Origin of the sequence: Tropicimonas isoalkanivorans, assembly GCF_900112335.1 — a bacterium.
GTDB lineage: Bacteria > Pseudomonadota > Alphaproteobacteria > Rhodobacterales > Rhodobacteraceae > Tropicimonas > Tropicimonas isoalkanivorans.
On sequence record NZ_FOLG01000001.1, the window covers coordinates 354062 to 379981 of the forward strand.

The window sequence follows — 25920 nt, forward strand, 5'->3', positions numbered from 1 at the left end:
GGTCAGCCTCCAATCGCCCAGCGGGCCCAGAAGCCGCCGAGAACCTCGAATTTCGCCAGGAAGGAGATCAGCACCACCCAGCCGAGCGACATCGGAAGGAACACCTTCCAGCCGATCCGCATGAGCTGGTCATAGCGGTAGCGCGGCACGATGGCCTTGACCATGGCGAAGATGAAGAAGAAGAAGCACATCTTCAGAACCATCCAGAGGACGCCGTCGGGCAGCCCCGGAATGGGCGACAGCCAGCCGCCGAAGAAGAGCAGCGTTACCAGTGCACACATCAGCACGATGGCAACGAGTTCGCCCATCATGTAGAGCAGGAAGGGCGTGGACGAGTATTCCACCTGGTAGCCCGCCACCAGCTCCGATTCCGCCTCCGGCAGGTCGAACGGCGGACGGTTCGTCTCGGCCAGCGCCGAGATGAAGAAAAGGAACACCATGGGCAGGTGCGGCAGCCAGTACCAGTTGAAGAACCCGAAGGAGCCGTCCTGCGCCCGCACGATATCTGTGAAGTTCAGCGAGCCGGTGGAGATCACCACCCCGATGATGATGAGGCCGATGGAGACCTCGTAGGAGATCATTTGCGCCGCTGAGCGCAGCGAACCAAGGAAGGGATACTTCGAGTTCGACGCCCAGCCGCCCATGATGACGCCATAGACCTCCAGGCTCGACATGGCGAAGACGTAAAGGATCGCCACGTTCAGATCCGCGATGGCCCAGCCGTCGCCGAAGGGGATCACCGCCCAGGCGATCACGGCCAGCACGAAGGAGATCATCGGCGCCAATAGGAACACCGCCCTGTCGGCACCCGCGGGGACCACGATTTCCTTGGCAATGTACTTCAGGAAGTCCGCGAAAGATTGCAGCAGACCGAAAGCGCCCACCACGTTCGGGCCCTTGCGCATCTGGACCGCCGCCCAGACCTTGCGGTCCGCGTACATCAGGAAGGCCAGGCTCACGAACAGGATCGTGACGAACAGCAGGATCTGCGCCACCACAAGCACCAGAATTCCCAGATTCGATTGCAGAAAATCAGCCATGGTGCCTCATCTTCCTCAGACAGTCGGTATGCCCCGTTCGGCGCAATCGGCGACGGCCACTTCCGCGTCGATTGTCTGCGCCCCTTCGGGGAGTGCTGGCGAGACCGTGTAAACCGCATCCGCTCGCCAAACGCCAGAGTCTTGTGCGAGCCTTGTGCGCACATGTCGCGCGAAACCGTAGCCCCGGATCAGGGCGTATTGAGCGGCCGCGCAGGCGGTGTAGTCCTGCACGTCCTGTGTATCGCGCGCGCCTTCCATCTCGACGATGAAACTGACGAGATCGTCGTCGAGAAGGCGTGTCTCGATGCCGCGGTAGACCGGCGCGAAAGGGGCCGACTCGCGAGGTGCTGGCGCGCCATCGGCGCATCCCGCCAACGCGGCTATCGCCAGCGCCACCCCCACCGTTTGCCGCCCCATGCGGCTCACTCCGCTGCCAGCGGGGCTTCCGCGCGCGCCTTCGCCCGTGCCGACAGCTCCGCCATGAGCTCGCTCGCGCGTGCGATCGGGTTGGTCAGGTAGTGGTCGCGGATCGGCACACGGAAGTCCGCATCGCCCAGCGGGCCGGCGTCCAGCGTCTCCCCGGTGTTCTCGATCACCTGGTCGATCTGGGCCAGATGCGGGACCGCGTCGACCAGCGCCTGACGCAACCCTGCGATCGTGTCCCAAGGCAGCGTCGCGCCGAGTTCAGCCGAAAGTGCCCTCAGGATCGCCCAGTTTTCCTTCGCCTCTCCCGGCGGGAAACTGGCGCGGATAGCAAGCTGCGGCCGGCCTTCGGTATTGACGAAAAGCCCCTGCTCCTCGACCCAGGCAGCCGCCGGCAGGATAACGTCGGCGCGGTGCGCCCCCCGGTCCCCATGGCTGCCCTGATAGATCACGAAGGGGCCGGCATCGATCTCCACCTCGTCGGCGCCGAGGTTGTAGATGACCTCCGCCCCGTCGAGCGCGGCCTCCATGCCACCATCGGTCGCAGCCCCGACGTCCATCGCGCCCACTCGCGACGCGGCGGTGTGCAGAACCAGCAGGCGGCTGTCGGTCGCATCCGCCAGCCGCTGCACGGCGGCCAGCACGGCCGCCCCGTCGGCCTCCGACAGGGCGCCCTGCCCAACGATCACCATCGATGGCGTCTCGCGCGTTTCGTCGTTCACATCGCGTCCGACCAGGTCTTCCAGGGCGCTGCGGCCGGTCCCAAGGTGCTCGTAGGTGTACGTCAGATCCACCGCCGGACCGATGACACGAACGTTGGCGCCCGCCAGCCAGGCCTTGCGGATACGCGCGTTCAGAACCGGCGCCTCGTCGCGCGGGTTGGTGCCGACGAGCAGGATGTCTCCAGCCGTCTCGATGTCCTCGATTGTGCCAGTGCCGACATATCCCGCACGGCTGCCAATCGGAAGGCGGGCGCCGTCCGTCCGGCATTCGACCTTGCCGCCCTGCCCCTCGATGAGGTGTTTGAGCGAGAAGATCGCCTCCACCGGGGCCAGATCGCCGATGAGACCCGCAACCGTCTTGCCCTTCATCGCGTCCGCCGCGGCGGAAAGCGCCTCAGCCCAACTTGCAGGCGTCAGCTTTCCGTCTTTGCGAATGTAGGGCCTGTCGAGCCGTTGCCGGCGCAGGCCGTCCCACACGAAGCGAGACTTGTCGGACAGCCATTCCTCGTTCACCGCATCGTTGTTGCGCGGCAGGATCCGCATCACTTCGCGGCCCTTCACGTCCACCCGCGTGTTGGAGCCCAGGGCATCCATCACGTCGATGGTTTCGGTCTTGGAGAGTTCCCACGGCCGCGCGGTGAAGGAATAGGGCTTGGAGACCAACGCCCCCACCGGGCAAAGGTCGATGATGTTGCCCTGCAGGTTCGAATCGAGCGTCTGACCGAGATAGGTGGTGATCTCCGCGTCCTCGCCACGTCCCGTCTGGCCCATCTGCGAGATGCCCGCCACCTCGGTGGTGAAGCGCACGCAGCGGGTGCAGGAGATGCAGCGGGTCATATGGGTGTCGACCAGCGGGCCGAGGTCCAGATCCTCCGTCGCCCGCTTGGGCTCGCGGAAACGGGAGAAGTCCACCCCGTAGGCCATCGCCTGATCCTGAAGGTCGCATTCGCCGCCCTGATCGCAGATCGGACAGTCGAGCGGGTGATTGATGAGCAGGAACTCCATCACCCCTTCGCGGGCTTTCTTGACCATGGGTGAATTTGTCTTGATCTCCGGCGGCTCGCCGTTGCGTCCGGGGCGCAAGTCCCGCACCTGCATCGCGCAGGAGGCCGCGGGCTTGGGCGGGCCACCGACAACTTCCACCAGGCACATCCGGCAGTTGCCGGCGATCGACAGGCGCTCGTGGTAGCAGAACCGCGGAACCTCGATTCCCGCCTGCTCACAGGCCTGTATCAGGGTCAGCGCCGGGTCGCACTCGACCTCCCGGCCGTCGATAATGATGGTGCGTAGGTCACTCATGCGCTGCCTCCGGCTTCGTCGCGGGATTGCCGTTCGAGACGGCGGGGCGCGCGGATGGCGCGGCCTCCGGATCCGTTCGGGGTCTCTACTAACGGCTTCTGCGGGGAAGTCCAATCAGCGATTTAGCCGCGACGGCTCTCGGCAGTCAGCCCAAGGCTCCCTTTTCCCGCCGCGCGACCCGCGTTGTCTCACGGCTGGCATCGGAACCGGCCAGATTGCACGACCGAGTGTGCCTCCCGCCGTTAGTGTGGTCGTACAAAGCCGCCATGGCAGGCGCTATCGCCAAAAATGACAACTATGCCGCCGCAGTTGACCCCATGAACGACAACACTGCCATGTTTGTCAGTATGAAATTGCGGGAGATGTAACGCGTTGCACCAGTATGCTACGGTTCGGGTGCCCGTTCGCCCCGAAGAGTTTATTCTTTGTGATTTCATGACTTTCGTTACGCCTGTGACAGCAATTGCAACGAGGAATCCTGATTTTGGGGTGAGAAACAGATCAATAGCAGTCGCCTTGAACCGCCCCCGCCGCTCCTGCGCCTTAGTGACACGGGCGAGACACCAAGAGTGGACCGCGGCAGAACCTCAGAATGTCGGGACGCGCAATGCCCCTGAATGTAGGCGCCCCAAAGCCGAAATCGGCGCACGACCCCATTCGGGGTCCCGTGCACCGGCCACCCGACCGGTTCGGGCTTCGCCGGCTCACCCATGAAGATGCCGCCACCGGCGCCTACTTGCTCCGCAGCAGGAGCCCGATCTGAGACTTTGCAGCGATCTCCGCCTCACCGACGCGGCAGACGCTCTCCGGATCGCTCTCCCGTCCCCCCTTGGCACTCAGCACATCACGGGCCTGACGCTCCACGCGCTTTCGCTCGGTCTTGTCCTTCACGTACGCATGAACCTCATCTCGCGGAAAGCCCAGCGAGACGGCGTGATGCTCCAGCTCGCGGATCAGCCCCCACCCGCGGACATATCGCGCCGAAATCGAAGGGCAGTAGAGGCTGATTCCATAGGCCACCGTCAAATCCGTAAGCGCTCGGTCAATCCTGTCGTTTTCCCGAAGCGCGCGCGTCGTGTCCGCCTGTCCGGCCAGCGCAAGACTGGCAGTCAAAAGAAGCACAAGTGCGGTTATTATCGCCGTGCCGATCGTAAAGAATCTCAGCATTCTATCGTTTCCCTGCTCGTTGGTGACGGTCCGCTAAAGATCGGCGCCGCCTGCCTGAAGCTGAGAGCCATTTTGTACGCTATTCAATATCATGCCGCTTACATCGGATGCCATGGCGCACAGGACCCAACTGGATCAGCCGCCGGACGTCTCAGACGGGACCACTTGGTTCTGAGAATGCCGATCTACTGTGCCCAGCCCTTCCCAAGATTCATTGGCGGAAATCAGCAGCGTGATGGCCATAAAGGCAGCGGCGGCGAAGACAATAATCTTAATCATTTCAAACCTTCCATAAGTCCCCACCGACACAATGGGGCAGTCGCCTAGAGATGTCCGGGCGACAGCCACAGATCAACGTCGCACACAGCTTTGTTACGAATGTGGCGCTGGTTGATCCTGGTCCGGGCGCAAACTTGCCAGTGTCGAGAAACCGTCCAAGCTTGACCAGGCTTAGCTGTTGGAATTGGGTATTTCGGCCAACAAGAAGGCGCGATGTCCGTCTTCTTGTTGGCCGAAATACCCATAATCCCCCGCCATCGGCGAGTGCTTGACCTCATCATGGAGGTGATCGCAGAAGCAAGGCATCCCCTCGCTCGGGCATGGGTCCTGCCCAGGTTCAATGGCGGTCGCCGACGCCTCGGCTAAAGAGGCGCCGCACGGAGGCTCCGGGCATTCGGCAGCGGGAGTCTATTCCGCAGCGATACCGGGCTTGTTCTTGATACGGTATTCGATTTCGTCGCGAAAATGCCGGATCAGCCCCTGAATCGGCCACGCGGCGGCGTCGCCGAGAGCGCAGATGGTGTGGCCCTCCACCTGCTTGGTGACGTCGAGCAGCATGTCGATCTCTTCGACCGCCGCCTCGCCGTGCATCAGGCGTTCCATCACGCGCATCATCCAGCCGGTCCCTTCGCGGCACGGCGTGCACTGGCCACAGCTTTCGTGCTTAAAGAACTTGGCGAGCCGCCACACAGCTTTCACGACGTCCGTCGACTGGTCCATCACGATCATGCACCCGGTGCCGAGAGAGGATTTGTTCTCCCGCATCCAATCGAAATCCATGATCGCGTCCTCGCAGAGGTGCGCGGGCAGGACCGGGCAGGACGCGCCGCCGGGAATGACGGCCTTGAGGTTGTCCCAGCCGCCGCGCACGCCACCGCCGTATTTTTCGATCATCTCGCGCATGGACATCGACATGCTTTCCTCAAACACGCACGGCGTGTTGACGTGCCCGGTGAGCGCGAACAGCTTCGTGCCGCTGTTGTTGGGCCGTCCGAAGGAGGCGAACCACGCGCCGCCACGGCGCAGGATTGTCGGCACCACGGCGATCGATTCGACGTTGTTCACAGTGGTCGGACAGCCGTAGAGGCCAGCGCCTGCCGGGAACGGCGGCTTCATCCGTGGCATGCCCTTCTTGCCTTCGAGGCTCTCCAGCAGCGCGGTCTCCTCGCCGCAAATGTAGGCACCTGCGCCATGGGTCAGATACAGGTCGAAGTCCCAGCCCGAACCCGCGGCATTGGCACCGAGAAGGCCCGCCTCATAGCATTCGTCGATGGCCGCCTGCAGCGCCTCGCGCTCCCGGATGAACTCCCCGCGGATGTAGATGTAGGCCTGGTGCGCCCCCATCGCGAAGGATGCGATCAGCGCACCCTCGATCAGGTGATGCGGTTCATGCCGCATAATTTCGCGGTCCTTGCAGGTCGCAGGCTCGGATTCGTCGGCGTTGATAACGAGGTAATGCGGCCGGCCATCGCTCTCGCGCGGCATGAAGGACCACTTCAATCCAGTGGGGAAGCCGGCCCCGCCCCGGCCGCGCAGACCGGAGGCCTTCATCTCCTCGATGATCTTTTCGGGTCCGCGCGCGATGATCTCGGCAGTGTTATCCCAAAGCCCGCGCATCTTAGCCCCGTTAAGGTTACGCTCCTTGAGCCCGTAGATGTTGGTGAAGATCCTGTCCTTGTCCTGCAGCATCTCTTATCCTCTCATCCCTGGTCACCGGAGCGGTTCCGCCACATCCGGAGTGCCACCACGAGCGCCCAGACGAAGGCCGCCAGCGAGGCGAAATAGAACAACATTTCATAACGCGCCGGCAAGCCCAGCACCACCACAAGCGCCGGCGCGAAGATCGCCAGCAGTCCGCCCGCAGCGATCACGAGCGCCACGATCCGGCCCAGCCGGGCAGTATCGCGATCGGGGTCCGGCCTCGCCATGGCGCGCGCGTCCATCACTCGTCCGAACTGTTCCCGGCGGCGAGCGCACGGGCTTGTCCGACCCAGTCGTCCCGGGTCACCCGGCCTTTGAAGCCTTCCAGGTTTTGGTCGACCCAGGTGACTTCCTCCGGCGTCCAGGCGGCAATCTGGTCGAAGTGGTAGAAACCGAGGGAGTGGCACATTTCCTCAAGCTTCGGGCCGATGCCCTTGATTTCCTTCAGGTCATCGGCCGTTCCACCGCGCGGGCCATCATACCATTGAGGACGATTGGCCTCGTCCATGGTCTCGGCCGCAGCGGCTCCATCAGCCTCCTGCGCTTCCACCGGAGTCTCCACATCGGCAGCGGAATCAGCATCGGCTTCCTGCTTGGTGATGCCCTCTTCGCTGATGGGATGACCTTCGCCGGGGGTTGGCTCAGATTGCCGAGCTTCCTCGTCCGGCACCTCTGCCTCCGGCGCTTCGGGTTGTTCGCCCCCTGCCGCCGAGCGACCGCCGCGGTCCGTCCAGGGGTGCAGCAGGGGCACCTCGGTACCGTCGATATGCTTGATGGTATCGCCGACCTCAAGCGCGCGCGAGACGGACGCGTTGTGAGGCGCAGCATCCTCGTTGAACTCGGTTAGCACCACTGGCCCGCCCAGAGGCTCACAGCCATAGCGACCGTTCTGCGGCCCAGGCGTCGGCACGTCGCCAGACGCCAGCTCATCGAGAATTTCGGCGAACCGTTCTGCCGTTAGATCCTCGTAGAAATCCTTACCGATCTGCACCATGGGCGCGTTCGTGCAGGCGCCAAGGCATTCGACCTCCTCCCACGAGAACTTGCCGTCCGCCGAGAGCATGTGCGGCTTTGGAGCGATCTTCTCGCGACAGACCTTGATCAGGTCCTCCGCGCCGCAGATCATGCAAGTCGTGGTGCCGCAAACCTGGATATTCGCCACCGAGCCAACGGGTTGAAGCTGGAACATGAAGTAGAACGTCGCCACTTCCAGCGCTCGGATGTGGGCCATGCCCAGCATATCGGCGACGTGCTCAATCGCCGGACGGCTCAGCCAGCCCTCCTGCTCCTGAGCCCGCCACAGCAAGGGGATCACGGCACTGGCCTCCCGGCCCTTGGGAAACTTGGTGATCTGCGCCCGAGCCCAGTCGAGGTTCTCGGGGGTGAAGGCGAAGCTTTCGGGCTGGTCGTGGTAGAGGCGGCGTAGCATCAGTTGGTCCTTTGCGCGACGGTCTTGCAGCCCTCGCTGACGAGGTACTGGGCACCGACGAAATCACTGAGCGCGGCGAAGATCTCCTTCACCTGCACATCGGGTTCGGCCTTGCGGGCCAGATTGGGGTTCAGCGCCATCAGCCGCTCTCCGAGCCCCGTGATCTGCTGCGAGAGGAACGCGCGGTGCTTGTCGAGCGGGCCGAGCACGGCGGCTTTCATCAATCCGTTTTCCACCCCTGCCAGCAGCGGCGGAACGCGGGTTTGATACGCCACCAGGTCAGAGGGCCGATCAACGGTTACCATGGGCGGCCAAACCTCGGCGTGCTCCCCCTCGCGCGCGAGTTGGCGCAGTTCAGCATCGAGATCGCTGGCGGCATCGAAGGTGTCGAAGCAGATGTCGAGCTGCTGCTCCAGCAGACGGGAGGCCGACGCCTCCACAACCTGCACCCGCGCGTACCAGGCCTGAATGGCAACGAAAACGGCCGCGAAGACAGTGGAAATGGCGATCCAGAAGGTCGCTGAGCCGAGCCAGTTTGTGCCGCTGTCGCCGATCATGCCGATGCTCTAGCGATCCACTTCGCCGAACACGATGTCCAGCGTGCCTACGATGGCGGCCATATCGGCGAGTTGGTGGCCGCGGCCGACGTGGTCGATGGCCTGCAGGTGGGTGTAGCCCGGCGCGCGCAGCTTGACGCGGTAGGGTTTGTTGGTGCCGTCGGAGACGATGTAGACACCAAACTCACCCTTCGGCGCCTCGACGGCGCCGTAGTATTCGCCAGCCGGCACCTTGAAGCCCTCGGTGTAAAGCTTGAAATGGTGGATCAGCGCTTCCATCGAGGTCTTCATGTCGCCCCGCTTCGGCGGGGTCAGTTTGCCACGGGCAAGCACGTCCCCCTGCCCGTCCGGTGCGCGAAGTTTCTCAATCGCTTGCTGGCAGATCTTCACAGACTGCCGCATCTCTTCCATGCGGATCAGATAGCGGTCGTAGCAGTCGCCGTTCTTGCCGACGGGGATCTGGAAGTCGAACTCGTCATAGCATTCGTAAGGCTGCGCGCGCCGCAGGTCCCAGGCGAGGCCGGCGGAGCGGGCCATCGGGCCCGTCATGCCCCAATCATAGACGTCCTGCTCGGTGACGATGGCAATATCGACGTTGCGCTGCTTGAAGATCCGGTTCTCGGTCAGAAGTCCGTCGAGATCGTCCAGCACCTTCGGGAAGCGTTCGCACCAGGCTTCGATGTCGTCGAGCAGATCCGGCGGCACATCCTGATGCACACCCCCAGGCCGGAAATAGTTGCAGTGCATCCGCGCGCCGGAGGCCCGCTCGAAGAAGACGAACAACTCCTCCCGGCCGGGCTCAAACCCCCAAAGCGGCGGGGTCAGTGCGCCCACGTCCATTGCCTGGGTGGTACAGTTCATCACGTGGTTGCCGATGCGGGTCAGTTCGCCGAACAGAACGCGCAGCAGGCTGGCACGGCGCGGCACCTGAACGCCGGTCATCTTCTCGATGGCGAGGCAATACGCGTGCTCCTGGTTCATTGGCGCGGAATAATCGAGCCGGTCCAAGTAGGGCGCATTTTGGAGGTAGGTGCGGCTTTCCATCAGCTTCTCGGTCCCGCGGTGAAGCAGGCCGATATGCGGGTCCGCGCGCTCGACGATCTCCCCGTCCAGCTCCAGAACCATCCGCAGAACACCGTGTGCGGCGGGGTGTTGCGGGCCGAAGTTGATGTTGAAGTTGCGGATCTGCTGCTCGCCGGTGCGGGCGTCGGTCGATCCGTCGTCGTAGCGGTTGATGCGGGTGTCGCCGTCCATCATTTCGCCTCCTCGCCCTTCTCGTCCCCGGGCAGGACGTATTTCGCCCCCTCCCACGGCGAGAGGTAGTCGTACTGCCGGTAGTCGTGCACCAGCTTGACCGGTTCATAAACCACGCGCTTCTGCGCGTCGTCGTAGCGCAATTCCACATAGCCTGTTGTCGGAAAGTCCTTGCGCAGCGGATGGCCGCGGAAGCCATAGTCCGTGAGAATACGGCGCAGGTCCGGGTGGCCGGTGAACAGCACGCCGAACATGTCGAACACTTCCCGCTCGTACCAGTTCGCGTTGGGAAAGAGCCCCGTGAGGGAGGCGATGCTCTCGTCCTCCCGAACTGCCGCGCGCACGCGGACGCGTTGGTTCTGGTGCATGGACAAGAAATGATAGACCACCGTGAAGCGCCGCTCCCGCTCGGGATGATCTACGGCGGTAATGTCGATCAGGTGGGTGAAGCGGCAGGTCCCGTCGGACTTCAGGAACTCCACCAGCCCAATGATCGACGCCGGCGCGGCCTCGATCGTCAATTGGTCAAGCTCCACTCGCCAGTTGGCCACGCAATCGGGGCGGCGGCTTGCGATATGCTCCCCCAGAACCTTCAGTGCTTCGTCCATGCTCGGCGTCGTCCTTGTCGTCAATGTCCGGTCGTTCCGGCCCCGTCGCCTCGGCGGAGCCCGTCAATCGCAGCCCAAGCGCGGCGGATCAGCGGGTGATCGTGCCAACCCGGCGGATCTTGCGCTGCATTTGCAGGATACCGTAGAGCAGCGCCTCGGCCGTCGGCGGGCAGCCGGGAACGTAGACGTCCACGGGCACAATGCGGTCCACGCCGCGAACCACCGAGTAGCTGTAGTGATAATAGCCGCCACCGTTGGCGCAGGACCCCATCGACAGCACGTAGCGCGGCTCCGGCATCTGGTCGTAGACCTTGCGCAGCGCGGGCGCCATCTTGTTGGTGAGCGTGCCGGCCACGACCATCATGTCGGACTGGCGCGGCGAGGCGCGCGGGGCAGTGCCGAACCGCTCCAGATCGTAGCGCGGCATAGACGTGTGGATCATCTCGATGGCGCAGCAGGCCAGGCCGAAGGTCATCCAGTGCAGACTGCCCGTCCGCGCCCAGTTGATGACGTCGGCGGTCGAGGTCACCAGAAATCCCTTGTCGGAGACTTCCCTGTGCAGGGCTTCTGCCATGACTTCCTTGTCGGGACCGGCGTCGTTGAGGGCTGTGCTCACTCCCATTCGAGGGCTCCCTTTTTCCATTCGTAGGCGAAACCGACGGTCAGCACGGTCAGAAAGACCATCATGGACCAGAAAGCCGCCATGGACAGTGCCCCGAAGGAGACCGCCCAGGGAAACAGGAACGCCACTTCGAGGTCGAAGATGATGAACAGGATCGACACCAGGTAGAACCGGATGTCGAACTTCATCCGCGCGTCGTCGAACGCGTTGAACCCGCATTCGTAGGCGCTGAGTTTTTCCGGGTCGGGGTCTGAGGGGGCCACGAGCCACGCGCCCGCAACAAAAACCACCCCCAAAGCGATCGCGATTGCGAGAAAGACGAGAACGGGAAGGTATTCTCTGAGAAGGTCGTCCACGGCCGGCTCCTTGTCTGCCCGCGCACGGGGTGCGCGGGGCGTCACGGGCTAGTTTGCGGTTTACGCGCGCCCCCCGACGGGGTCAACCGGCGGAGTGCCTCCGCGAAGCGGCGTTCTGTCCCGTCCCGACCTCGGGGACGCGACACGGGAGCGGCGTTTCGCGAAGCATCCGCTTGCCCCGTTTGAACGTCCGCGCGGCCGAGTGATTGCCGTCGCTCCGATTGGCCTCAGGACCAAGCTGCGCCTTTTAAAACTACCCACCTGCTAAACATAGCGCCACGGCCCCGGAACGAAAGACACACCGGAGATGCTCTCGATGAATTTATGAACACGGCCCGAGTGCTGCGCGACGCCGTGCGCCGAGTGCCATGTGACCGGCGTGGGATTTCGCCGCAGAGGTGAATGGTGCATTCTTGCGCGAACGCCCCATGCCCGGAGCCGCGCTGCATGATCCACACGCCCACCGCCGACCGTCGCCTGTTCCGCCTGGCGGGCTTGCTGTACCTCATCATCATTGCCTGCGGACTGTGGAGCGAGTTGGCCGTGCGCCAGCCGATGCTGTCCGCCACGGACGATGCGCTGGCCGACCGGCTCTTCGAGGGTGACGCCATCTTCCGGCTCAGCCTGACGGCAGACCTCCTGATGGCGCTATGCGACGTGGCGCTCGCCGTTCTGCTCTTCGCCATTCTCTCGCCTCGCGGCCCGCTGATCGCCGCCCTGGCCACGGCCTTTCGCCTCGTTCAATCCGCCGTCATCGGGGCAAACCTTCTGTTGCCGTACGCCGCGCTTCACCTGATGCAAACCGACCCCGCCGGACCCGTGTCGGTCGCCAGAACTCTGATGGAGCTGCACGGCACAGGTTACGACATCGGTCTGGCATTCTTCGGACTGAGCTGCCTGTGTACGGGCTGGCTCGTCGCAAGACACCCGATGTTCGCACGCTGGCTTGGCATTCTGATCGCCGCCGCGGGAGCGGTCTACCTCGCAGGCACGGCACTGCGCCTCCTGGCACCGTCTCTCAGCCTGGCGTTCAGCCCAGCCTATCTGGTCTCTATCGTCGCAGAGACATCCTTCTGCCTCTGGCTCCTGGTCGGTGGCCGAAAGGCGCGTTCCACGTCCTCCTGATCCGGGTGCCGCCTGCGGTGACGCTGCATCTGATCCATGCAGCCCAGATTACGCCTCATTCGCGCTTTTCCCGGGACACCAAAGAGACATCTTTTCATGCGGCGCCCGAATCTGTATGGTTGCACGAGGATTGGAATTGCATTTGAAACAATGGGTTAACGTTTTTGCAACGGCCATTGGTACAAACATAGAACGCGCTTCACAGCCGCGGGAGTTAAAGAGTTGCCTATTCGAGGAATCATGCCGAGTATTTATTTGTTCGTTCTTCTTGCCCGCTCCTGTCGAGCGCTTGTTCTACGCATCCTGACAGGGTTGATTGTCGAGCTTCCGCCGGAGGTTCTTCGTGCGCGCGTCTGCAATCTGCCCGTGACCGCGCAGATCCCCTTGATCGGCAACGTGCTGGTCCTTCTGGGAATGTCGACGCTCGTCTTTGCCCATGCCGGATGGGGTGGGCCGGTGGCCTTCTGGCTTACTCTCGCCCTCGTCGTCCGCTAGGGCGCTTCGCTGTCCGCGTCGGCGGCCCTGAATCCAGTGGCCACGACGAACTTCTCCGACGAATCGGATCGGCTCGCCGGGGGTTTGACATTGGCGACCTTTTCGAAACGGTTCTTGAGCAGCTTTTGCAGCTCGCCCTCGGCACCACCCGCCAGAACCTTGGCCACGAAGGTGCCGCCTGGCGCCAGCACGTCGAACGCAAAATAGGCCGCCGCCTCGCAGAGCGCGATGATCCGCAGGTGGTCCGTCTGCTTGTGGCCGGACGACGCCGCCGCCATGTCCGACATCACGACGTCAGCCTGACCGCCAAGCCAGCCCTTCACCACGGTGTCCGCGTCATCCTCCATGAAATCGAGCACATGCGTCTCCGCCCCCGGAACAGGCTCAATGGGCTTCAGGTCGATTCCCAATACGGTGCCCACGGCCTTGCCCGAGGCCTCACCGAGCGCATTGACCCGCTTCGCCGCAACCTGGCACCACCCGCCCGGGGCGCAGCCCAGATCGACCACGCGCGCGCCCGGCGTCAGGAAGCGAAACTTGTCATCCAGTTCGAGGATCTTGTAGGCTGCACGCCCGCGATAGCCCTCCCGCTTCGCCTGCGCGACATACGGATCGTTCAGCTGCCGTTGCAGCCACCGGGTAGAACTGAGCTTCCGCCCGCGCGCCGTTTTCACCTTGACCTTCAGATCGCGCTGTCCGCGCCCGCTGGTATTCTTTGCCATCTTGCCCCCACGCGTGCCGGGTCCTGTCTAATCTACGGCCGGAATAGGAGCAGACGGACGGCAAGTGAACCCCATCGGCTTCTTGTGTCCGAAAATATCCTCGCCGAAGGCGGCTTCAGAAAGGCCCGTCCTCCAACACGCCGTCCGAAGACATCTGCGCATAAAGAAGCCCTTCGCGCAGTCCGCGGTCGGCGACTGACAGGCGATCGGTCGGCCAGACGCGCATGAGCGCCTGAAGGATCGCGGCCCCGGACATGATGAGCGAGTGGCGGTCCTTGCCGATGCGCGGGTCGGCGCGGCGGCCGGCTTCGCCCAGGTCCAGATACCCGCGGATTACCGCGTCGATCTGGTCGGAGGTCATGCGCAACCCGTCGACCTTGGTTCGATCGTATCGGCGCAGGCCCAGATGGCTCGCGGCAACCGTTGTGACCGTCCCGGAGGTGCCGATAATCTGGAACCCCTCCCGCGCCTGTTCGTGGGCGTAGGGCGAGAACTCTGCCAGTTGCTCCTCGAAATACCAGCTCATCAGGGCAAATCGGCCCGCGTCGTCCTCCACGTCCCGGAACAGATCCTTGAGCGTCGCCACCCCAAGCGGCACGGAGATCCAATCCACCACCTTCGCGGTGGGGAACGGATGGTCACCGGTGTCGAAACCCTTATGGAGCCGCATGATCGCGCGCGGCCGGTCGGGACCGGGCACGCGACTCAGGTCGATCCACACCAGTTCCGTAGACCCCCCGCCGATATCGACCACGAGCAACTGTTCGGTCCTGACCGAAACGAGTGGCGCACAGGACACGACCGCCAGCCGTGCCTCCTCCTCCGGTCGGATGATTTCGAGTTTCAGACCGGTCTCGCGCCGGACAAGACGGATGAAATCTCGTGCGTTCTTGGCACGGCGACAGGCTTCTGTCGCCACCAGCCGCATCCGCTGTACCTTGTGCTTCTGGAACTTCGCCTTGCAGATCCGGAGCGCCTGCACCGTGCGGGACATGGAGGCCCGCGACAGGCGCCCGCTCGCCTCCAACCCCGTGCCCAGCTGGACCGACTTGGAAAAGCTGTCCACGACATGAAACTGGCTACCCTTTGGCTGGGCGACCAGCATCCTGCACGAATTCGTTCCCAGATCCAGCGCGGCATACGGCGCCACAGGATCGGGCGGTTCTGGCGCGGGGGTTACGACCGGTTTCGGGAACGCGCCCGCACCAACGGGACGCCTGGGCGTCATATCACGCCCTCCATTTCAAGTTGTATCCAAGGTAGCCATCCGGGCCTTCGCGTGCAAGTCCGAGCCGTGCGGCGCAATGGCGTCGGTTTCGACCGCATCCGCCCGGAAGGGCGCTCCGAAGCGGTCAGGAAGTGCCCGTACGGCGGCAGGGAACCGCCAGACGGCGCGGCAGGTCGGTGTTGTTCACTGCGATGTCGGTATTCGCAGCCGCGCGGGCGGGGATGCATCGTAAACCGAAATGAGCAGCGCGAAAGGAAGTTGGTTTCATGCCCGATGTCACCATCGTCTACTGGCGAGACATCCCGGCCCAGGTCATCGTGGGCAAGGGCCGGCGCGGCGCCAAGGCCCCCCTGCCCGAGCGATTCGAGCAGGCGATAGACCGGTGCGCCATGGCCGTTGGGGCGAAGGACAGCGACGCCTATCTCGCCGACTGGCGCAAGGACACCGCACTTTCCGCCGAAGGAACGCCGGAGGACGTGGCCGCGGCGCAGGCCGCCCGGCTGGACCTGGAATACGACAATGCCCGCCTGAAACAGCTCGTCACCAACGCCGGATGGGAGTGATCCCGGCACAGATCCTGGAGGCCGCGATGGCTCTGCTACCCTTCCGCAAACGCACCCACCGCCCCGATAGCACGGCGGCCCTTCAGGCCTTTCTGCAGGGCTATTCCATCGAGGTGATGCCGCGCACTGCCGCCAAGGTGGCGGATTTCCCCGCGCTTTTACCGCCGGGCACCCGGGTCTACATCGCCCATATCGACGGCACGCCGATCGACGACATGGTGGCGACGGCCAGACGACTCTCTGCGGACGGTTTTACCGTGATGCCGCACGTCCCGGCGCGATTGATCCCAGATGAGGCGACGCTCGGCGACTGGATCGCACGCTACCAGGGCGAGGCCGGCGTGACCGAGGCGCTCCTGCTCGGCGGCGGCCTCAACGCCCCACGCGGCGACTTCCATTGCTCCATGCAGCTTCTCGAAACCGGGATGTTCGACAAGGCCGGCTTCACACGCCTGCACGTCGCGGGCCACCCGGAAGGCAACCGCGACATCGACCCCGATGGCAATGCGCGCAACGTGATGGAGGCGCTGCGCTGGAAACAGGCCTTTTCCGAGCGGACGGACGCGCGGATGGCCATCGTGACCCAGTTCGCCTTCGAAGCCGCGCCAATCATCGCCTGGGCGGACGGCCTGCGCGCGGCCGGCATCGACCTGCCGGTGCATATCGGCATCGCCGGCCCTGCCAAGCTACAGACGATGATCAAGTTCGCCGTCGCCTGCGGAGTCGGCCCGAGCCTGCGGGTGCTGCAGCGCAGGGCGCGGGACGTGAGCAAGCTGGTCAAGCCCTTCGAGCCCGGGCAAATCCTGACCGAGCTTGCCCTCCACAAGGCCGCAAACCCGGATTTCGCTATAGAGCAGGTGCACTTCTTTCCGTTGGGGGGTATCAAGGCGGCGGCCGACTGGACGGCCGAACATGGCGGCGCGGAAGCCCGGGCTGCCGCAGCAACCGCCTGAGAGTCCATATGACAACTGCCCTGCTTTTCGATCTGGACGGGACCCTGATCGATTCCGACCCCCTCCACGCCGCCGTCTTCATCGAGATGTTCGCCGAACGCGGCCAGGAGATCGACTTCGAATTCTACCGCGAGAATATTCATGGCCGCCTGAACGCCCACATCTTTGCCGAACTCTTCCCCGGCGAGGATGCCGAGGCCATGGCGGACTATAAGGAGGCCGAGTACCGCAGGCGCCTGAAGGCCGGTCAGGAACCGATACCCGGGACGTTCGAATTGCTCGACCTCGCGGACCGCATGGGCTGGGGCAAGGCCGTCGTCACCAACGCGCCGCGCGAAAATGGCGAGGCTGTGTTGGAGGCACTCGGCCTGACAAACCGGATCGACACCCTCGTGATTGGCGACGAATGCGCCCGCGGCAAACCAGACCCCGCGCCCTATGCCGAAGGTCTGCGGCGGCTCGGCGCCGATCCCGCGGCCTCCTTGGCGTTCGAGGACAGCCCTCCGGGCATCCGCTCCGCCACAGGTGCAGGGCTCAAGACCATCGGCATCCGCTCCCTTCTGGACGACGCCACCCTGCGAGACGCCGGCGCCTCGCTGACGATCAAGAACTATGCCGACCCGCACCTCGCGCCCCATATCGAGAAACTCAAAGGATAGCCGCATGACCCGTACCGTCGTCGAGAGCAGGACCAAGACCGTCACGATCGGGTTCGACGAACCGTTCTGCGTGATCGGCGAACGGATCAATCCCACCGGCCGCAAGAAACTCGCGGCCGAGTTGGAGGCGGGCGATTTCTCGACGGTGGAAAAGGATGCATTGGAGCAGGTGGCCTGCGGGGCGATGGTGCTCGATGTGAACGCGGGCGTGGTCTACAACTCCAATCCCGATCCCAACGAGACCGAACCGCCCCTGATGCGAAAGGTGCTCGAGACCGTGATGGCGCTGACGGATACGCCGTTGTGCATCGACAGTTCGGTTCCGGGCGCGCTGGAAGCGGGTCTGGAAACGGTCGAAGGCCGGCCGCTGCTGAATTCGGTGACCGGCGAGGAGGAACGGCTGGAGCGCGTTCTGCCGCTGGTCAAGAAATACGACGTGCCCGTTGTCGCCATTTCCAACGACGACACCGGCATTTCTGAGGACCCGGACGTGCGGTTCGCCGTGGCCAAGAAGATCGTAGAACGGGCCGCGGATTTCGGCATTCCCGCGCATGACATCGTGGTGGACCCGCTGGTGATGCCGGTGGGCGCGATGGGTACGGCAGGCCGCCAGGTCTTCGCGTTGGTCCGGCGGCTTCGGGACGAACTCGGCGTGAACACCACCTGCGGCGCCTCCAACATCTCCTTCGGTCTGCCGAACCGCCACGGCATCAACGCCGCGTTCCTGCCAATGGCCATTGGCGCCGGCATGACCTCGGCCATCATGAACCCGGTGCGCCCGGGCGAGATGGAGGCCATCCGCGCCGCCAACTTCCTGATGAACCACGACGCCAACGGCGCCAACTGGATCGGCTTCTCGCGCGTGTTGGAGGCCGTGAAGGGCGGCGCGACCTTTGCTGAGGCCAGCAAGGCGGCCGCGGCGAGCCGGAGCGGGCGACGCCGGCGCCGGGCGTAAGCCGATGTCAGATCTACCTGCGCAACGCTCGGCCCATGGAAAATGGACGCAGGCGACGCGGAGCGCCGGAGGCGTGGATTGCGGAGATCGTTGCCGCCAAGGCTGTCTCGCGCGGCGGCGTGATCCGGCGGGCGTCGGCCGGGGTGGGTCGCAAGGTTGGGCGCGATCGCTTCATCACGGACTTCCGGACGCGCTGGTTTCACCTGTTCGAATGCGGGAGAGAGCGTGTAGTGATCTGCGGTCCCGGAGCTCTTCGCATCTTCTGTTGAAACGAACTTTTGCGGCGGCGGCAGGATGACCAATCCTCTGGTGATCTTTGCCCCCTCGGGAAAGCGCGGACGGTTTCCGGTTGGCACCCCGGTCCTCGCTGCCGCGCGACAACTCGGAGTCGACCTCGATTCCGTCTGCGGCGGTCGCGGGATCTGCTCGAAGTGTCAGGTTTCGCCCGCCCTCGGCGAATTTCCCAAGTTCGGAGTGACCGTTGCCGAGGACGCCCTGTCCCCCTGGAACGCCGTCGAAGCGCGGAACGAGAAACGGGGCCTGAAACCGGGGCGCAGGCTGGGTTGCCAGGCCACGATTCAGTCGGATGTCGTGATTGATGTGCCGCCCGAAAGCCAGGTCCATCGCCAGGTCGTCCGAAAGGCAGCCTCCGAGCGGACCATCGAGATGGACCCGGCCACCCGACGTTTCTTCGTCGCGATCGCCGAACCCGACATGCACAATCCGTCTGGCGATCTGCAACGCCTTCGGGACGCTCTGCGGGAGAGTTGGGGAATCGCGAACCTCAACGTGCCCCTGTCCGTGCTCACGCGCCTCCAGTCCACGCTGCGCGCCGGCGACTGGCAGGTCACGTGCACGGTGTTCCAGCCACACGACGGCCAGCCGCACCTGCTGGACGTCGAAGCTGGTTTTGTCGATACGCCGCTCCTTGGCCTTGCCATCGACCTCGGCTCCACCACCATCGCCGGACATCTGTGCGACCTGACGACAGGCGCGGTTCTCGGCTCCGCCGGAATCATGAACCCGCAGATCCGCTTCGGCGAGGACCTGATGAGCCGCGTGTCCTATGCCATGCTTAACCCCGGCGGCGCGGCGGAGATGACCGCCGTCGTCCGCCAGGCCCTCGAAGCCCTCGCTGTGGAGGTTGCGGCAGACGCCGGCGCCACCCCCGCAGCCGTGGTGGAGACGGCTATCGTCTGCAACCCGGTGATGCACCACCTCCTGCTCGGAATCGATCCGGTCGAACTCGGACAATCGCCGTTTGCACTCGCCACCTCCGACTCCGTCAGCCTTGCCGCCGCCAAGCTCGGGCTGTCGTCCATTCATCCTGAGGCCCGTGCCTACCTGCTGCCCTGCATTGCCGGCCACGTCGGGGCCGATGCGGCCGCTGTCGTGTTGTCCGAAGAGCCGGACCAGCAGGACGCCCTGACGTTGGTGATCGACGTCGGCACCAACGCCGAGATCGTGCTCGGCAACCGGGAGCGCGTGCTCGCCTGCTCCTCGCCCACCGGCCCCGCTTTCGAGGGCGCCCAGATCAGTTCCGGCCAACGCGCAGCGCCGGGCGCCATCGAACGCGTCGAGATAGACCCGGAGACCAAGGAACCTCGCTTCCGGGTCGTCGGCTGTGATCTGTGGTCGGACGACCCGGGCTTCGCCGTGGCCACCGCGGTCAGCGGCGTCACCGGCATCTGCGGCTCCGGCATCATCGAGGCGGTGGCCGAGATGCGCATGGCCGGCCTGCTCGATGCCTCCGGCCTGATCGGTTCGGCGGAACAGACCGGCAGCGCCCGATGCGCCCCCGACGGGCGCACGCATTCCTATCTGCTTCACGACGGTACGGCCGAGGGCGGCCCCCGCATCTCCGTCACGCAGGGAGACATCCGCGCGATTCAACTCGCCAAGTCGGCGCTTTATGCGGGTGCGCGGCTGTTGATGGACGAGTTGGGTGTGGACACGGTCGAGCGGATCGTCCTGGCCGGCGCGTTCGGCGCCCATATCAGTCCGAAACACGCGATGGTGCTGGGCATGATCCCCGACGCTCCGTTGGAGGCTGTGACCTCCGCAGGCAACGCCGCCGGCACCGGCGCCCGGATCGCGCTGTTGAACCGCGCCTCGCGGGCCCGCATCGAACAGACGGTCCGCCGCATCACGAAAGTCGAGACGGCTATAGCGCCCCGCTTCCAGGACCATTTCGTCAACGCCAACGCCCTGCCCCATGCCACGGACCCGTTTACCGAACTCGCCCGTGTCGTCAGGCTGCCGGATGTCTCCTTCAACGCCGCCCGGTCCCTGACCAAGAGGCGGCGGCAGAGGCGGCAACCCGGCACGGAGGGGGCGGATTGATCCGGTTTTGAATGACCGGAACAGGTAGGCGGACCGGCGATGCATTGCCTCGCAAACCGGGTTGCCGGCCCTTGCGCCGCACCGGGCGAATTGCGTCTTGCAGGCCGATGGCAGGCAGCTATATGGAAGTGCTATGCGGGTGTAGCTCAATGGTAGAGCAGGAGCTTCCCAAGCTTAAGACGAGGGTTCGATTCCCTTCACCCGCTCCATCTCGACCGGTCTGCGCCAGAAGGTGTCTCGGTCGGCGGCCCTGCTCGATTTCATTTCGCGGCGGCCGATAGCGATACGGCCCAGCACGGGCCAGGTTCCCATCACGAGTGTTCCCATGGCCAGTTCTCCCACCAAACATCTCAATCTCCGTGCACGCACCAGCCATCACGATATCCTGCGGCGGGTGAACGACCGGCTGAAAACGGACCCCACGTTCTTCACCGTCCTTCGCGGGCTTCTGGACGATCTGGAGGCGACCGCCTTCATGCCAATCCGCGATTTGCGTGCCGAACTCCACCGCATTCATGCCCGGATCGACGCGCTGGAAGCGCAGGTGGATTCACGCTAACGACCGGAGGCAGTCCGCAACCACGCCGCAGTCAGGAGAGGCCCATGTCCCTGCCCTACCTCACCCCGCTCGGTGCGCGCGACCTGGCGGCGCACGGCATTCCGCCCCAATGGCGTTACGGCATGGCCGATCGGGTGCGGTTCTCCGAGATCGACGCGTTGGATCATGTCAATCATACGGCCTGCCTGCGCTGGTTTGAGAGCTTGCGCCTGCCCTATTGCCGCGACTACGGGATCAGCCGCTACGACCGATCCTCGCCCGAACTGGTCCTCAAGGCCGTCGAGGCGCGATACCATGCGCCGATGTTCGCATCCGAGGATTACGTGGTCACCGCCCGCACCGTCAGTTTCCGCACCAGCAGCTTCCGCATGGAATACGCCGTCTTCGCGCCGGACCTGCGCACCGAGGGGTCGGCCATCGTCGTTTTGCTGCAGCGCGACGGCGGGGACAGATTTGCACTCACCGAGGAAATGAAACAGGCATTCGTGGAGCGTGACGGCGCACACTCCGAAGGCTGATCCATTCGGGATTTCAGAATTCTCGCAGGCAGGCGTTTCGTTCGCGGGTCGCGCCGGATCTGTGATAGTCTCGCGATGCAATCACGCACGGCACCGGTGGATTACTGCCAGATTTCGACTCACCAAAAATTGGGGTCCACCTCCGAGGCCGCCGAACCGGGAGGAAAAAATGCTCAGGTATCTTGTCGCCATCGCCATTGCCTTCATGGCAACCACGGCACTCGCTCAAAGCCAAATGTATCAGGAGGCTCAGATGAACCTGAGGGAGCTCGGCATCCAGATCGAGATCCCTGAGGACACCGACGCCGCCAAGCTGGAGCAGATCATATTGGCGACCGAGCACGCCGGGATGGACAAGGAGGCTACGGAAAGCCAGGTCAAGGAAATCCTCGGCATGGAATGACGCTGGCGCGCGCTCCAGGGCGTTCGCTGCAATCTTAGGCAGGCCGACGTCCAGCCCGGAACTGAGCCACGACTGGCCGCGCCTTACGGCACGGCCAGGGATTGGGCTTCAGAAGCCGTTCACGCGTGCGTCTGGATGTAGTCCACCAGCGCGGCGGTCGAGCCATCCTTGCCCTCTGCGCTTTGCTCGCCCGCCACAATGGGTTCCAGCGCCTCGGCAAGTTCCTTGCCCAATTCCACGCCCCACTGGTCGAACGAGTTGATGCCGAGGATCACGCCCTCCACGAACACCCTATGCTCGTAGAGCGCCACGATCTGCCCCAGCACCTCCGGCGTGAGCAGCGGGTAGACCAGCGTCGTCGATGGCCGGTTGCCGGGGAAGACCCGGTGGCGGGCTTGCCGATCCAGCTCCGCACCTTCCAGCCCCTTGGCCTTCATGATCTCGGTCGCTTCCTCGAGCGACCGGCCGCGCAGCAGCGCCTCCGATTGCGCGAGGCAGTTGGCGACGAGCAGCCGATGCATGTGGGCAAGCTCGTCCTCATGGCCCCGCGCACCGACCATGAACTCGCACGGAACGACGCCCGTGCCCTGGTGGATCAACTGGTAGAATGCGTGCTGGCCGTTGGTGCCCGGCTCGCCCCAGACGATCGGGCCGGAGACGACCTCGAGGTCCTTACCGTCCATCGACACACGCTTGCCGTTGCTCTCCATCTCAAGCTGCTGGAGATAGGCCGGCAGGCGGATCAGTCGTTGCTCGTACGGCAGCACGGCGCGCGTGGGGTAGCCGCAGACCTGATGGTGCCAGACGCCGACCAGAGCCAGCAGCACCGGCAGGTTCTCCCGGAACTCGGCCGCGCGGAAGTGCGTGTCCACCGCCTGCGCCCCGCGCAGGAAGGCACGAAATGCCTGACCGCCCACGGCAAGCATCAGGCTCAGCCCGATCGGTCCCCACATCGAATACCGCCCGCCGACCCAGTCGGCAAACCCGAAGACGCGGTCGGCGTCGATACCGAAGGCAGCGGTCAGGTCGAGGTTGGACGACAGCGCCGCGAACTGCCCGGCGGGGTTGTCGACCTTGTCCGACATCCACTCCTTGGCCACCTTGGCATTGGTCATTGTCTCGATGGTGGTGAAGGTCTTGGACGCCACGATCACCAGCGTGGTGCGCGGATCGAGCGGGCGCAGGACGTCCGCGATATGCGCGCCGTCCACGTTGGAGACGAAATGGGTGCGCGGGCCGTCGTGGTAGGGCGCAAGCGCGAGCGTCGCCATGACCGGGCCGAGGTCCGACCCGCCGATGCCGATGTTGACCACGTCGGTGATCTTGCCCCCCTGCCCCAGGAACGTGCCGGTGCGCACGTCCGTGGCGAAGGCCTCCATGCGGTCGAGGGTCTCCAGCACCTCCGGCATCACGTTCTGCCCGTCGACCGTCACCGGGTCGCCGTCCAGGTTACGAAGCGCGGTGTGTAGAACAGCCCGGCCTTCGGTCTCGTTGATCTTCTCGCCGGTAAACATCGCCTCTCGCCGGCCGGCCACATCCGCGTCCTCGGCAAGCTTGATCAGCAGGTCCAGCCCGGTCTCGTCGATGTTTGTCTTCGAGAAGTCGAAGCGCAGGTTGCCGAAGGTCGCCGCGAAGTTCGAGGCCCGCTCCGGATCGTCGAACAACGACAGGATGGAGCGACCGGAGACCGTGGCGCGATGCGATTTGAGCTCATTCCACATGGATTTACCTATTCTGCCCAGTGAACGGTTGCGTCATTCAGTACAATCTTCACCGGCGCCTCGCGAGGCGACAAGCTGCGCGCCCGTTCCAGCGCGGCACGCTTCTCCGGGCCGGTGATGAGGATATGGGTCGACAGTGCCCCTTGCAGGACGGGTGCCGTCAGGGTCATGCGCGGCTCGGCCGCCGCCTCCGCGCGCAGCGCCATGACCGGGGGTGCAGTGTCGGCCAACGCCTCATCCAGCCGGTCGGCCCCTGGGAAGATCGAGGCGGTGTGCATGTCGCCCCCCATGCCAAGCAGCAGGACGTTGATTGGCAGCACCTTCCGGACCTCGTCTCCCAACTCCTCCAGCGCCTCCTCGGGAGTGGCGGCGTCGGTGTGCAGGGATTGCAACTGCGCGGAGGCCGCCTGGTTCACCAGCAACCGCTTTCGCACCAGACGCGTGTTGGAGCGGGGATGATCCTCCGGCACCCAGCGTTCGTCGCCCAAAAGCACCGTTACCCGGCTCCAGTCGATCTTCGACGCCGAGAGCGAGTCGAACGCCGGCCCCGGCGTGGTGCCCCCCGGCACGCAGAAGGTCGCGCGCTCGTGTGTCAGCAGCGCGTTCTTGAGTTCGCTCGACAGCCTGTCGGCGAGGTCGATCATCATCAATTCGCGGTCTGGGTACTCGATGAACTTCATTGGCGGATATCCCTCCATCGCCTGCCGTCCCGGTGCAACAGCATCAGCGCGTCGTCCGGCCCGGAGCTCCCCTGGTCGTAGGGGCTTGGAACATGCCCGCGCGACTCCCAGTCGGCGATTACCGGATCGGTCCACGCCCAGGCCGCCTCCACCTCGTCGCCGCGCATGAAGAGAGTCTGGTTGCCCCGGATCACGTCCATGATGAGACGCTCATAGGCGTCCGGAATGTCGCTCGCCTGTTCCCCAAGCGCTTCGGCGAAGGACATGTCCAGCGGAACATCAATCAGCCGCATGCCACCCGGCCCCGGTTCCTTGATCGTGACGCTCATCTCCATGCCTTCGTTCGGTTGCAGCCGGATCGAGAGCACGTTGGAATGCCGACCCTGCGGCACGTCGAAAATGGAATGCGGGGCGTCCTTGAACACGATGGCGATCTCGCTGGTCCGCGCCTTGAGCCGCTTGCCTGTCCGCAGGTAGAACGGCGTCCCCGCCCACCGCCAGTTCGAGACCGCGAGCCGCATGGCGATGAAACACTCGGTCAGGCTGTTCGGGTTGCCAACGTCTTCCAGGTAGCTCGGCCCCGATGGGCCGGCCAGATACTGACCCCGGACGAGGTCGTCCGGCCGCACGGTGTCGAGCGCGCGGATCACCTTCAGTTTCTCATCCCGAACGGCATCGGGATCGTAACGTGAGGGCGGCTCCATGGCGATCAGGCAAAGCAGCTGCAGCAGATGGTTCTGCACCATGTCGCGCATGGCGCCCGACCGGTCATAGTACTCCCCCCGGCCGCCGACGCCGACTGTCTCGGCCACGGTGATCTGAATGTGGTCCACGTACTGGCTGTTCCAGAGCGGCTCGAACAGCATGTTGCCGAAGCGCACGGCCATCAGGTTCTGGACCGTCTCCTTGCCGAGGTAATGGTCGATCCGGTAGATCTGCTTTTCGTTGAAATGCTGGGCCAGACTGGCATTCAGCGCCTTGGCCGATTCCAGATCGTGGCCGAAGGGTTTCTCGACAACGATCCGCGCCTCGTCGTCCGCGATCCCCCGGTCCTTCAATCGCTCCGCGATGGGCCCGAAGAGGGACGGCGCAACCGAGAAGTAGAACGCATGGACTCGGTCCGGGTTCATCAGCTTCTTGAGGTCTTCCCACCCGGCATCGCCCTTGGCATCGACTGTGACGTAGAACAGAAGCCCCAAGAACGTCTCGACCTGCTCGCTATCGAGATCCTCCTCCCGCTGATACTCGTACAATGCCTCGCGCACGAGTTCCCGAAATCCGTCGTCGTCCAGATCACTGCGAGCGGCACCGATGATACGGGCTTCGGGCGGCATCTGTCCGTCCGCCAGCCTGCGGTAGAGCCCCGGGAGAATCTTGCGCCGGGCGAGATCCCCCGTGCCGCCGAAGATGACCAGATCGAAGGGTTCCACCGGAATAATGCGTGCGACCATGACCTCGCTCCTGCCTGACGCCGCGTTGTGCGGCACGGCTTTCCGTTAGCGCAAACAGCCCCCACCTCCAAGTCATTCACATCCGCGT

Annotated in this window: 29 protein-coding genes and 1 tRNA gene; 11 read left to right on the forward strand and 19 right to left on the reverse strand. The window is 64.3% G+C overall.

Annotation, left to right across the window (positions count from 1 at the left end):
- Positions 1 to 2 precede the first annotated feature (2 nt).
- The 13 genes from nuoH to BM075_RS01680 all read right to left on the reverse strand — a co-directional run bounded on the left by nuoH (position 3) and on the right by BM075_RS01680 (position 11457).
- Positions 3 to 1040 (reverse strand): NADH-quinone oxidoreductase subunit NuoH, encoded by a 1038-nt coding sequence (gene nuoH, locus BM075_RS01625; protein ID WP_093358809.1) that lies wholly within the window; start codon positions 1038 to 1040, stop codon positions 3 to 5.
- Between the two features lie 15 nt (positions 1041 to 1055).
- The gene (locus BM075_RS01630) at positions 1056 to 1457 is read right to left on the reverse strand and encodes a hypothetical protein (protein ID WP_093358811.1); all 402 of its coding nucleotides are present in this window, start codon (positions 1455 to 1457) and stop codon (positions 1056 to 1058) included.
- 5 nt (positions 1458 to 1462) lie between these two features.
- The gene (nuoG, locus tag BM075_RS01635) at positions 1463 to 3484 is read right to left on the reverse strand and encodes an NADH-quinone oxidoreductase subunit NuoG (protein WP_093358813.1); all 2022 of its coding nucleotides are present in this window, start codon (positions 3482 to 3484) and stop codon (positions 1463 to 1465) included.
- Positions 3485 to 4216: 732 nt separating this feature from the next.
- Entirely contained in the window at positions 4217 to 4651 is a 435-nt protein-coding gene (locus tag BM075_RS01640) for a DUF5333 domain-containing protein (RefSeq protein ID WP_093358815.1), read from the reverse strand.
- 135 nt (positions 4652 to 4786) lie between these two features.
- The gene (locus tag BM075_RS24325; protein WP_177208210.1) at positions 4787 to 4930 is read right to left on the reverse strand and encodes a hypothetical protein; all 144 of its coding nucleotides are present in this window, start codon (positions 4928 to 4930) and stop codon (positions 4787 to 4789) included.
- 408 nt (positions 4931 to 5338) lie between these two features.
- Complete coding sequence (gene nuoF / locus BM075_RS01645) at positions 5339 to 6619, reverse strand: NADH-quinone oxidoreductase subunit NuoF (RefSeq protein ID WP_093358817.1); 1281 nt, start codon at positions 6617 to 6619, stop codon at positions 5339 to 5341.
- An 11-nt stretch (positions 6620 to 6630) separates the two neighbouring features.
- Positions 6631 to 6873 carry a DUF5337 domain-containing protein gene (locus BM075_RS01650; RefSeq protein WP_245758709.1) on the reverse strand — a complete coding sequence of 81 codons (243 nt, stop codon included), beginning with the start codon at positions 6871 to 6873 and terminating at the stop codon, positions 6631 to 6633.
- The gene (locus tag BM075_RS01655; RefSeq protein ID WP_093358819.1) at positions 6873 to 8060 is read right to left on the reverse strand and encodes an NADH-quinone oxidoreductase subunit E; all 1188 of its coding nucleotides are present in this window, start codon (positions 8058 to 8060) and stop codon (positions 6873 to 6875) included. Before BM075_RS01655 ends, BM075_RS01650 begins: the two co-directional genes overlap by 1 nt.
- Positions 8060 to 8617 (reverse strand): hypothetical protein, encoded by a 558-nt coding sequence (locus BM075_RS01660; RefSeq protein WP_093358821.1) that lies wholly within the window; start codon positions 8615 to 8617, stop codon positions 8060 to 8062. The genes BM075_RS01655 and BM075_RS01660 overlap by 1 nt, the downstream gene beginning before the upstream one ends.
- Before the next feature lie 9 nt (positions 8618 to 8626).
- Positions 8627 to 9874: an NADH-quinone oxidoreductase subunit D gene (locus BM075_RS01665; RefSeq protein WP_093358823.1), complete on the reverse strand. Its 1248-nt coding sequence runs from the start codon at positions 9872 to 9874 to the stop codon at positions 8627 to 8629.
- Entirely contained in the window at positions 9871 to 10479 is a 609-nt protein-coding gene (locus tag BM075_RS01670) for an NADH-quinone oxidoreductase subunit C (protein WP_093358825.1), read from the reverse strand. Before BM075_RS01670 ends, BM075_RS01665 begins: the two co-directional genes overlap by 4 nt.
- A gap of 88 nt (positions 10480 to 10567) precedes the next feature.
- On the reverse strand, positions 10568 to 11101 hold the full coding sequence (locus BM075_RS01675) for a NuoB/complex I 20 kDa subunit family protein (protein ID WP_093358827.1): 534 nt from the start codon (positions 11099 to 11101) through the stop codon (positions 10568 to 10570).
- Entirely contained in the window at positions 11092 to 11457 is a 366-nt protein-coding gene (locus tag BM075_RS01680) for an NADH-quinone oxidoreductase subunit A (protein ID WP_093358829.1), read from the reverse strand. Before BM075_RS01680 ends, BM075_RS01675 begins: the two co-directional genes overlap by 10 nt.
- Before the next feature lie 447 nt (positions 11458 to 11904).
- On the opposite strand from BM075_RS01680, the gene BM075_RS01685 reads away from it, so the two are divergent.
- Both BM075_RS01685 and BM075_RS01690 read left to right on the forward strand, forming a co-directional pair.
- Positions 11905 to 12582 carry a DUF4386 domain-containing protein gene (locus BM075_RS01685; RefSeq protein ID WP_177208211.1) on the forward strand — a complete coding sequence of 226 codons (678 nt, stop codon included), beginning with the start codon at positions 11905 to 11907 and terminating at the stop codon, positions 12580 to 12582.
- Positions 12583 to 12822: 240 nt separating this feature from the next.
- Positions 12823 to 13077, forward strand: a complete 255-nt coding sequence (locus tag BM075_RS01690; RefSeq protein WP_093358833.1) for a hypothetical protein — start codon at positions 12823 to 12825, stop codon at positions 13075 to 13077.
- On the opposite strand, the gene BM075_RS01695 is transcribed toward BM075_RS01690, so the two are convergent.
- Positions 13074 to 13799 carry an RlmE family RNA methyltransferase gene (locus BM075_RS01695; RefSeq protein WP_093358835.1) on the reverse strand — a complete coding sequence of 242 codons (726 nt, stop codon included), beginning with the start codon at positions 13797 to 13799 and terminating at the stop codon, positions 13074 to 13076. The two genes, BM075_RS01690 and BM075_RS01695, sit on opposite strands and share 4 nt — an antisense overlap.
- 115 nt (positions 13800 to 13914) lie before the next feature.
- On the reverse strand, positions 13915 to 15027 hold the full coding sequence (locus BM075_RS01700) for a Ppx/GppA phosphatase family protein (protein WP_093358837.1): 1113 nt from the start codon (positions 15025 to 15027) through the stop codon (positions 13915 to 13917).
- 266 nt (positions 15028 to 15293) lie between these two features.
- Between BM075_RS01700 and BM075_RS01705 the strand changes: the two genes are divergently transcribed.
- The 6 genes from BM075_RS01705 to BM075_RS01735 all read left to right on the forward strand — a co-directional run bounded on the left by BM075_RS01705 (position 15294) and on the right by BM075_RS01735 (position 20709).
- Positions 15294 to 15590, forward strand: coding sequence for a virulence factor (locus tag BM075_RS01705; RefSeq protein WP_093358839.1), 297 nt, complete (start codon positions 15294 to 15296; stop codon positions 15588 to 15590).
- Positions 15591 to 15616: 26 nt separating this feature from the next.
- A complete protein-coding gene (locus BM075_RS01710) occupies positions 15617 to 16543 on the forward strand; it encodes a methylenetetrahydrofolate reductase (RefSeq protein WP_093359384.1) in 927 nt (308 codons plus the stop codon).
- Between the two features lie 8 nt (positions 16544 to 16551).
- Positions 16552 to 17202, forward strand: a complete 651-nt coding sequence (locus tag BM075_RS01715; RefSeq protein ID WP_093358841.1) for an HAD family hydrolase — start codon at positions 16552 to 16554, stop codon at positions 17200 to 17202.
- Between the two features lie 4 nt (positions 17203 to 17206).
- Positions 17207 to 18157 (forward strand): methyltetrahydrofolate cobalamin methyltransferase, encoded by a 951-nt coding sequence (locus BM075_RS01720; protein ID WP_093358842.1) that lies wholly within the window; start codon positions 17207 to 17209, stop codon positions 18155 to 18157.
- A 294-nt stretch (positions 18158 to 18451) separates the two neighbouring features.
- Positions 18452 to 20500 carry an ASKHA domain-containing protein gene (locus BM075_RS01730; RefSeq protein WP_093358846.1) on the forward strand — a complete coding sequence of 683 codons (2049 nt, stop codon included), beginning with the start codon at positions 18452 to 18454 and terminating at the stop codon, positions 20498 to 20500.
- Between the two features lie 135 nt (positions 20501 to 20635).
- A tRNA-Gly gene (locus BM075_RS01735) sits at positions 20636 to 20709 on the forward strand.
- On the opposite strand, the gene BM075_RS24330 is transcribed toward BM075_RS01735, so the two are convergent.
- The gene (locus tag BM075_RS24330; RefSeq protein ID WP_177208212.1) at positions 20675 to 20827 is read right to left on the reverse strand and encodes a hypothetical protein; all 153 of its coding nucleotides are present in this window, start codon (positions 20825 to 20827) and stop codon (positions 20675 to 20677) included. The genes BM075_RS01735 and BM075_RS24330 overlap by 35 nt on opposite strands.
- Between BM075_RS24330 and BM075_RS01740 the strand changes: the two genes are divergently transcribed.
- From BM075_RS01740 to BM075_RS01750, 3 genes are all read left to right on the forward strand, one after another.
- A complete protein-coding gene (locus BM075_RS01740) occupies positions 20826 to 21059 on the forward strand; it encodes a hypothetical protein (protein ID WP_093358848.1) in 234 nt (77 codons plus the stop codon). The two genes, BM075_RS24330 and BM075_RS01740, sit on opposite strands and share 2 nt — an antisense overlap.
- A gap of 44 nt (positions 21060 to 21103) precedes the next feature.
- Positions 21104 to 21577 (forward strand): acyl-CoA thioesterase, encoded by a 474-nt coding sequence (locus tag BM075_RS01745; protein ID WP_093358850.1) that lies wholly within the window; start codon positions 21104 to 21106, stop codon positions 21575 to 21577.
- 169 nt (positions 21578 to 21746) lie between these two features.
- Entirely contained in the window at positions 21747 to 21980 is a 234-nt protein-coding gene (locus tag BM075_RS01750; protein WP_093358852.1) for a hypothetical protein, read from the forward strand.
- A gap of 119 nt (positions 21981 to 22099) precedes the next feature.
- Here BM075_RS01750 and pgi read toward each other — a convergent pair whose 3' ends face one another.
- From pgi to zwf, 3 genes are read right to left on the reverse strand one after another with little or no spacing between them, the layout of a single operon-like run.
- The gene (gene pgi, locus BM075_RS01755; protein ID WP_093358854.1) at positions 22100 to 23701 is read right to left on the reverse strand and encodes a glucose-6-phosphate isomerase; all 1602 of its coding nucleotides are present in this window, start codon (positions 23699 to 23701) and stop codon (positions 22100 to 22102) included.
- A gap of 8 nt (positions 23702 to 23709) precedes the next feature.
- The gene (pgl, locus tag BM075_RS01760) at positions 23710 to 24381 is read right to left on the reverse strand and encodes a 6-phosphogluconolactonase (RefSeq protein ID WP_093358856.1); all 672 of its coding nucleotides are present in this window, start codon (positions 24379 to 24381) and stop codon (positions 23710 to 23712) included.
- A complete protein-coding gene (gene zwf / locus BM075_RS01765; RefSeq protein WP_093358858.1) occupies positions 24378 to 25832 on the reverse strand; it encodes a glucose-6-phosphate dehydrogenase in 1455 nt (484 codons plus the stop codon). The genes pgl and zwf overlap by 4 nt, the downstream gene beginning before the upstream one ends.
- Positions 25833 to 25920 lie beyond the last annotated feature (88 nt).

What these genes read in the sequence shown, in the direction of transcription:
- BM075_RS01715 (WP_093358841.1), top strand. Translation starts at nt 16,552, where the DNA reads ATGACAACTGCCCTGCTTTTCGATCTGGACGGGACCCTGATCGATTCC.
- BM075_RS01675 (WP_093358827.1), bottom strand. Translation starts at nt 11,101, where the DNA reads ATGGGAGTGAGCACAGCCCTCAACGACGCCGGTCCCGACAAGGAAGTC.
- pgl (WP_093358856.1), bottom strand. Translation starts at nt 24,381, where the DNA reads ATGAAGTTCATCGAGTACCCAGACCGCGAATTGATGATGATCGACCTC.
- nuoG (WP_093358813.1), bottom strand. Translation starts at nt 3,484, where the DNA reads ATGAGTGACCTACGCACCATCATTATCGACGGCCGGGAGGTCGAGTGC.
- BM075_RS01705 (WP_093358839.1), top strand. Translation starts at nt 15,294, where the DNA reads ATGCCCGATGTCACCATCGTCTACTGGCGAGACATCCCGGCCCAGGTC.
- BM075_RS01750 (WP_093358852.1), top strand. Translation starts at nt 21,747, where the DNA reads ATGCTCAGGTATCTTGTCGCCATCGCCATTGCCTTCATGGCAACCACG.
- BM075_RS01695 (WP_093358835.1), bottom strand. Translation starts at nt 13,799, where the DNA reads ATGGCAAAGAATACCAGCGGGCGCGGACAGCGCGATCTGAAGGTCAAG.
- BM075_RS01710 (WP_093359384.1), top strand. Translation starts at nt 15,617, where the DNA reads ATGGCTCTGCTACCCTTCCGCAAACGCACCCACCGCCCCGATAGCACG.
- pgi (WP_093358854.1), bottom strand. Translation starts at nt 23,701, where the DNA reads ATGTGGAATGAGCTCAAATCGCATCGCGCCACGGTCTCCGGTCGCTCC.
- BM075_RS01690 (WP_093358833.1), top strand. Translation starts at nt 12,823, where the DNA reads ATGCCGAGTATTTATTTGTTCGTTCTTCTTGCCCGCTCCTGTCGAGCG.
- BM075_RS01640 (WP_093358815.1), bottom strand. Translation starts at nt 4,651, where the DNA reads ATGCTGAGATTCTTTACGATCGGCACGGCGATAATAACCGCACTTGTG.
- zwf (WP_093358858.1), bottom strand. Translation starts at nt 25,832, where the DNA reads ATGGTCGCACGCATTATTCCGGTGGAACCCTTCGATCTGGTCATCTTC.
- BM075_RS01650 (WP_245758709.1), bottom strand. Translation starts at nt 6,873, where the DNA reads ATGGACGCGCGCGCCATGGCGAGGCCGGACCCCGATCGCGATACTGCC.
- BM075_RS01730 (WP_093358846.1), top strand. Translation starts at nt 18,452, where the DNA reads ATGACCAATCCTCTGGTGATCTTTGCCCCCTCGGGAAAGCGCGGACGG.
- BM075_RS01685 (WP_177208211.1), top strand. Translation starts at nt 11,905, where the DNA reads ATGATCCACACGCCCACCGCCGACCGTCGCCTGTTCCGCCTGGCGGGC.
- BM075_RS01665 (WP_093358823.1), bottom strand. Translation starts at nt 9,874, where the DNA reads ATGATGGACGGCGACACCCGCATCAACCGCTACGACGACGGATCGACC.
- BM075_RS01630 (WP_093358811.1), bottom strand. Translation starts at nt 1,457, where the DNA reads ATGGGGCGGCAAACGGTGGGGGTGGCGCTGGCGATAGCCGCGTTGGCG.
- BM075_RS01745 (WP_093358850.1), top strand. Translation starts at nt 21,104, where the DNA reads ATGTCCCTGCCCTACCTCACCCCGCTCGGTGCGCGCGACCTGGCGGCG.
- BM075_RS01670 (WP_093358825.1), bottom strand. Translation starts at nt 10,479, where the DNA reads ATGGACGAAGCACTGAAGGTTCTGGGGGAGCATATCGCAAGCCGCCGC.
- BM075_RS24330 (WP_177208212.1), bottom strand. Translation starts at nt 20,827, where the DNA reads ATGGGAACACTCGTGATGGGAACCTGGCCCGTGCTGGGCCGTATCGCT.
- nuoH (WP_093358809.1), bottom strand. Translation starts at nt 1,040, where the DNA reads ATGGCTGATTTTCTGCAATCGAATCTGGGAATTCTGGTGCTTGTGGTG.
- BM075_RS01660 (WP_093358821.1), bottom strand. Translation starts at nt 8,617, where the DNA reads ATGATCGGCGACAGCGGCACAAACTGGCTCGGCTCAGCGACCTTCTGG.
- BM075_RS01655 (WP_093358819.1), bottom strand. Translation starts at nt 8,060, where the DNA reads ATGCTACGCCGCCTCTACCACGACCAGCCCGAAAGCTTCGCCTTCACC.
- nuoF (WP_093358817.1), bottom strand. Translation starts at nt 6,619, where the DNA reads ATGCTGCAGGACAAGGACAGGATCTTCACCAACATCTACGGGCTCAAG.
- BM075_RS01720 (WP_093358842.1), top strand. Translation starts at nt 17,207, where the DNA reads ATGACCCGTACCGTCGTCGAGAGCAGGACCAAGACCGTCACGATCGGG.
- BM075_RS24325 (WP_177208210.1), bottom strand. Translation starts at nt 4,930, where the DNA reads ATGATTAAGATTATTGTCTTCGCCGCCGCTGCCTTTATGGCCATCACG.
- BM075_RS01700 (WP_093358837.1), bottom strand. Translation starts at nt 15,027, where the DNA reads ATGACGCCCAGGCGTCCCGTTGGTGCGGGCGCGTTCCCGAAACCGGTC.
- BM075_RS01740 (WP_093358848.1), top strand. Translation starts at nt 20,826, where the DNA reads ATGGCCAGTTCTCCCACCAAACATCTCAATCTCCGTGCACGCACCAGC.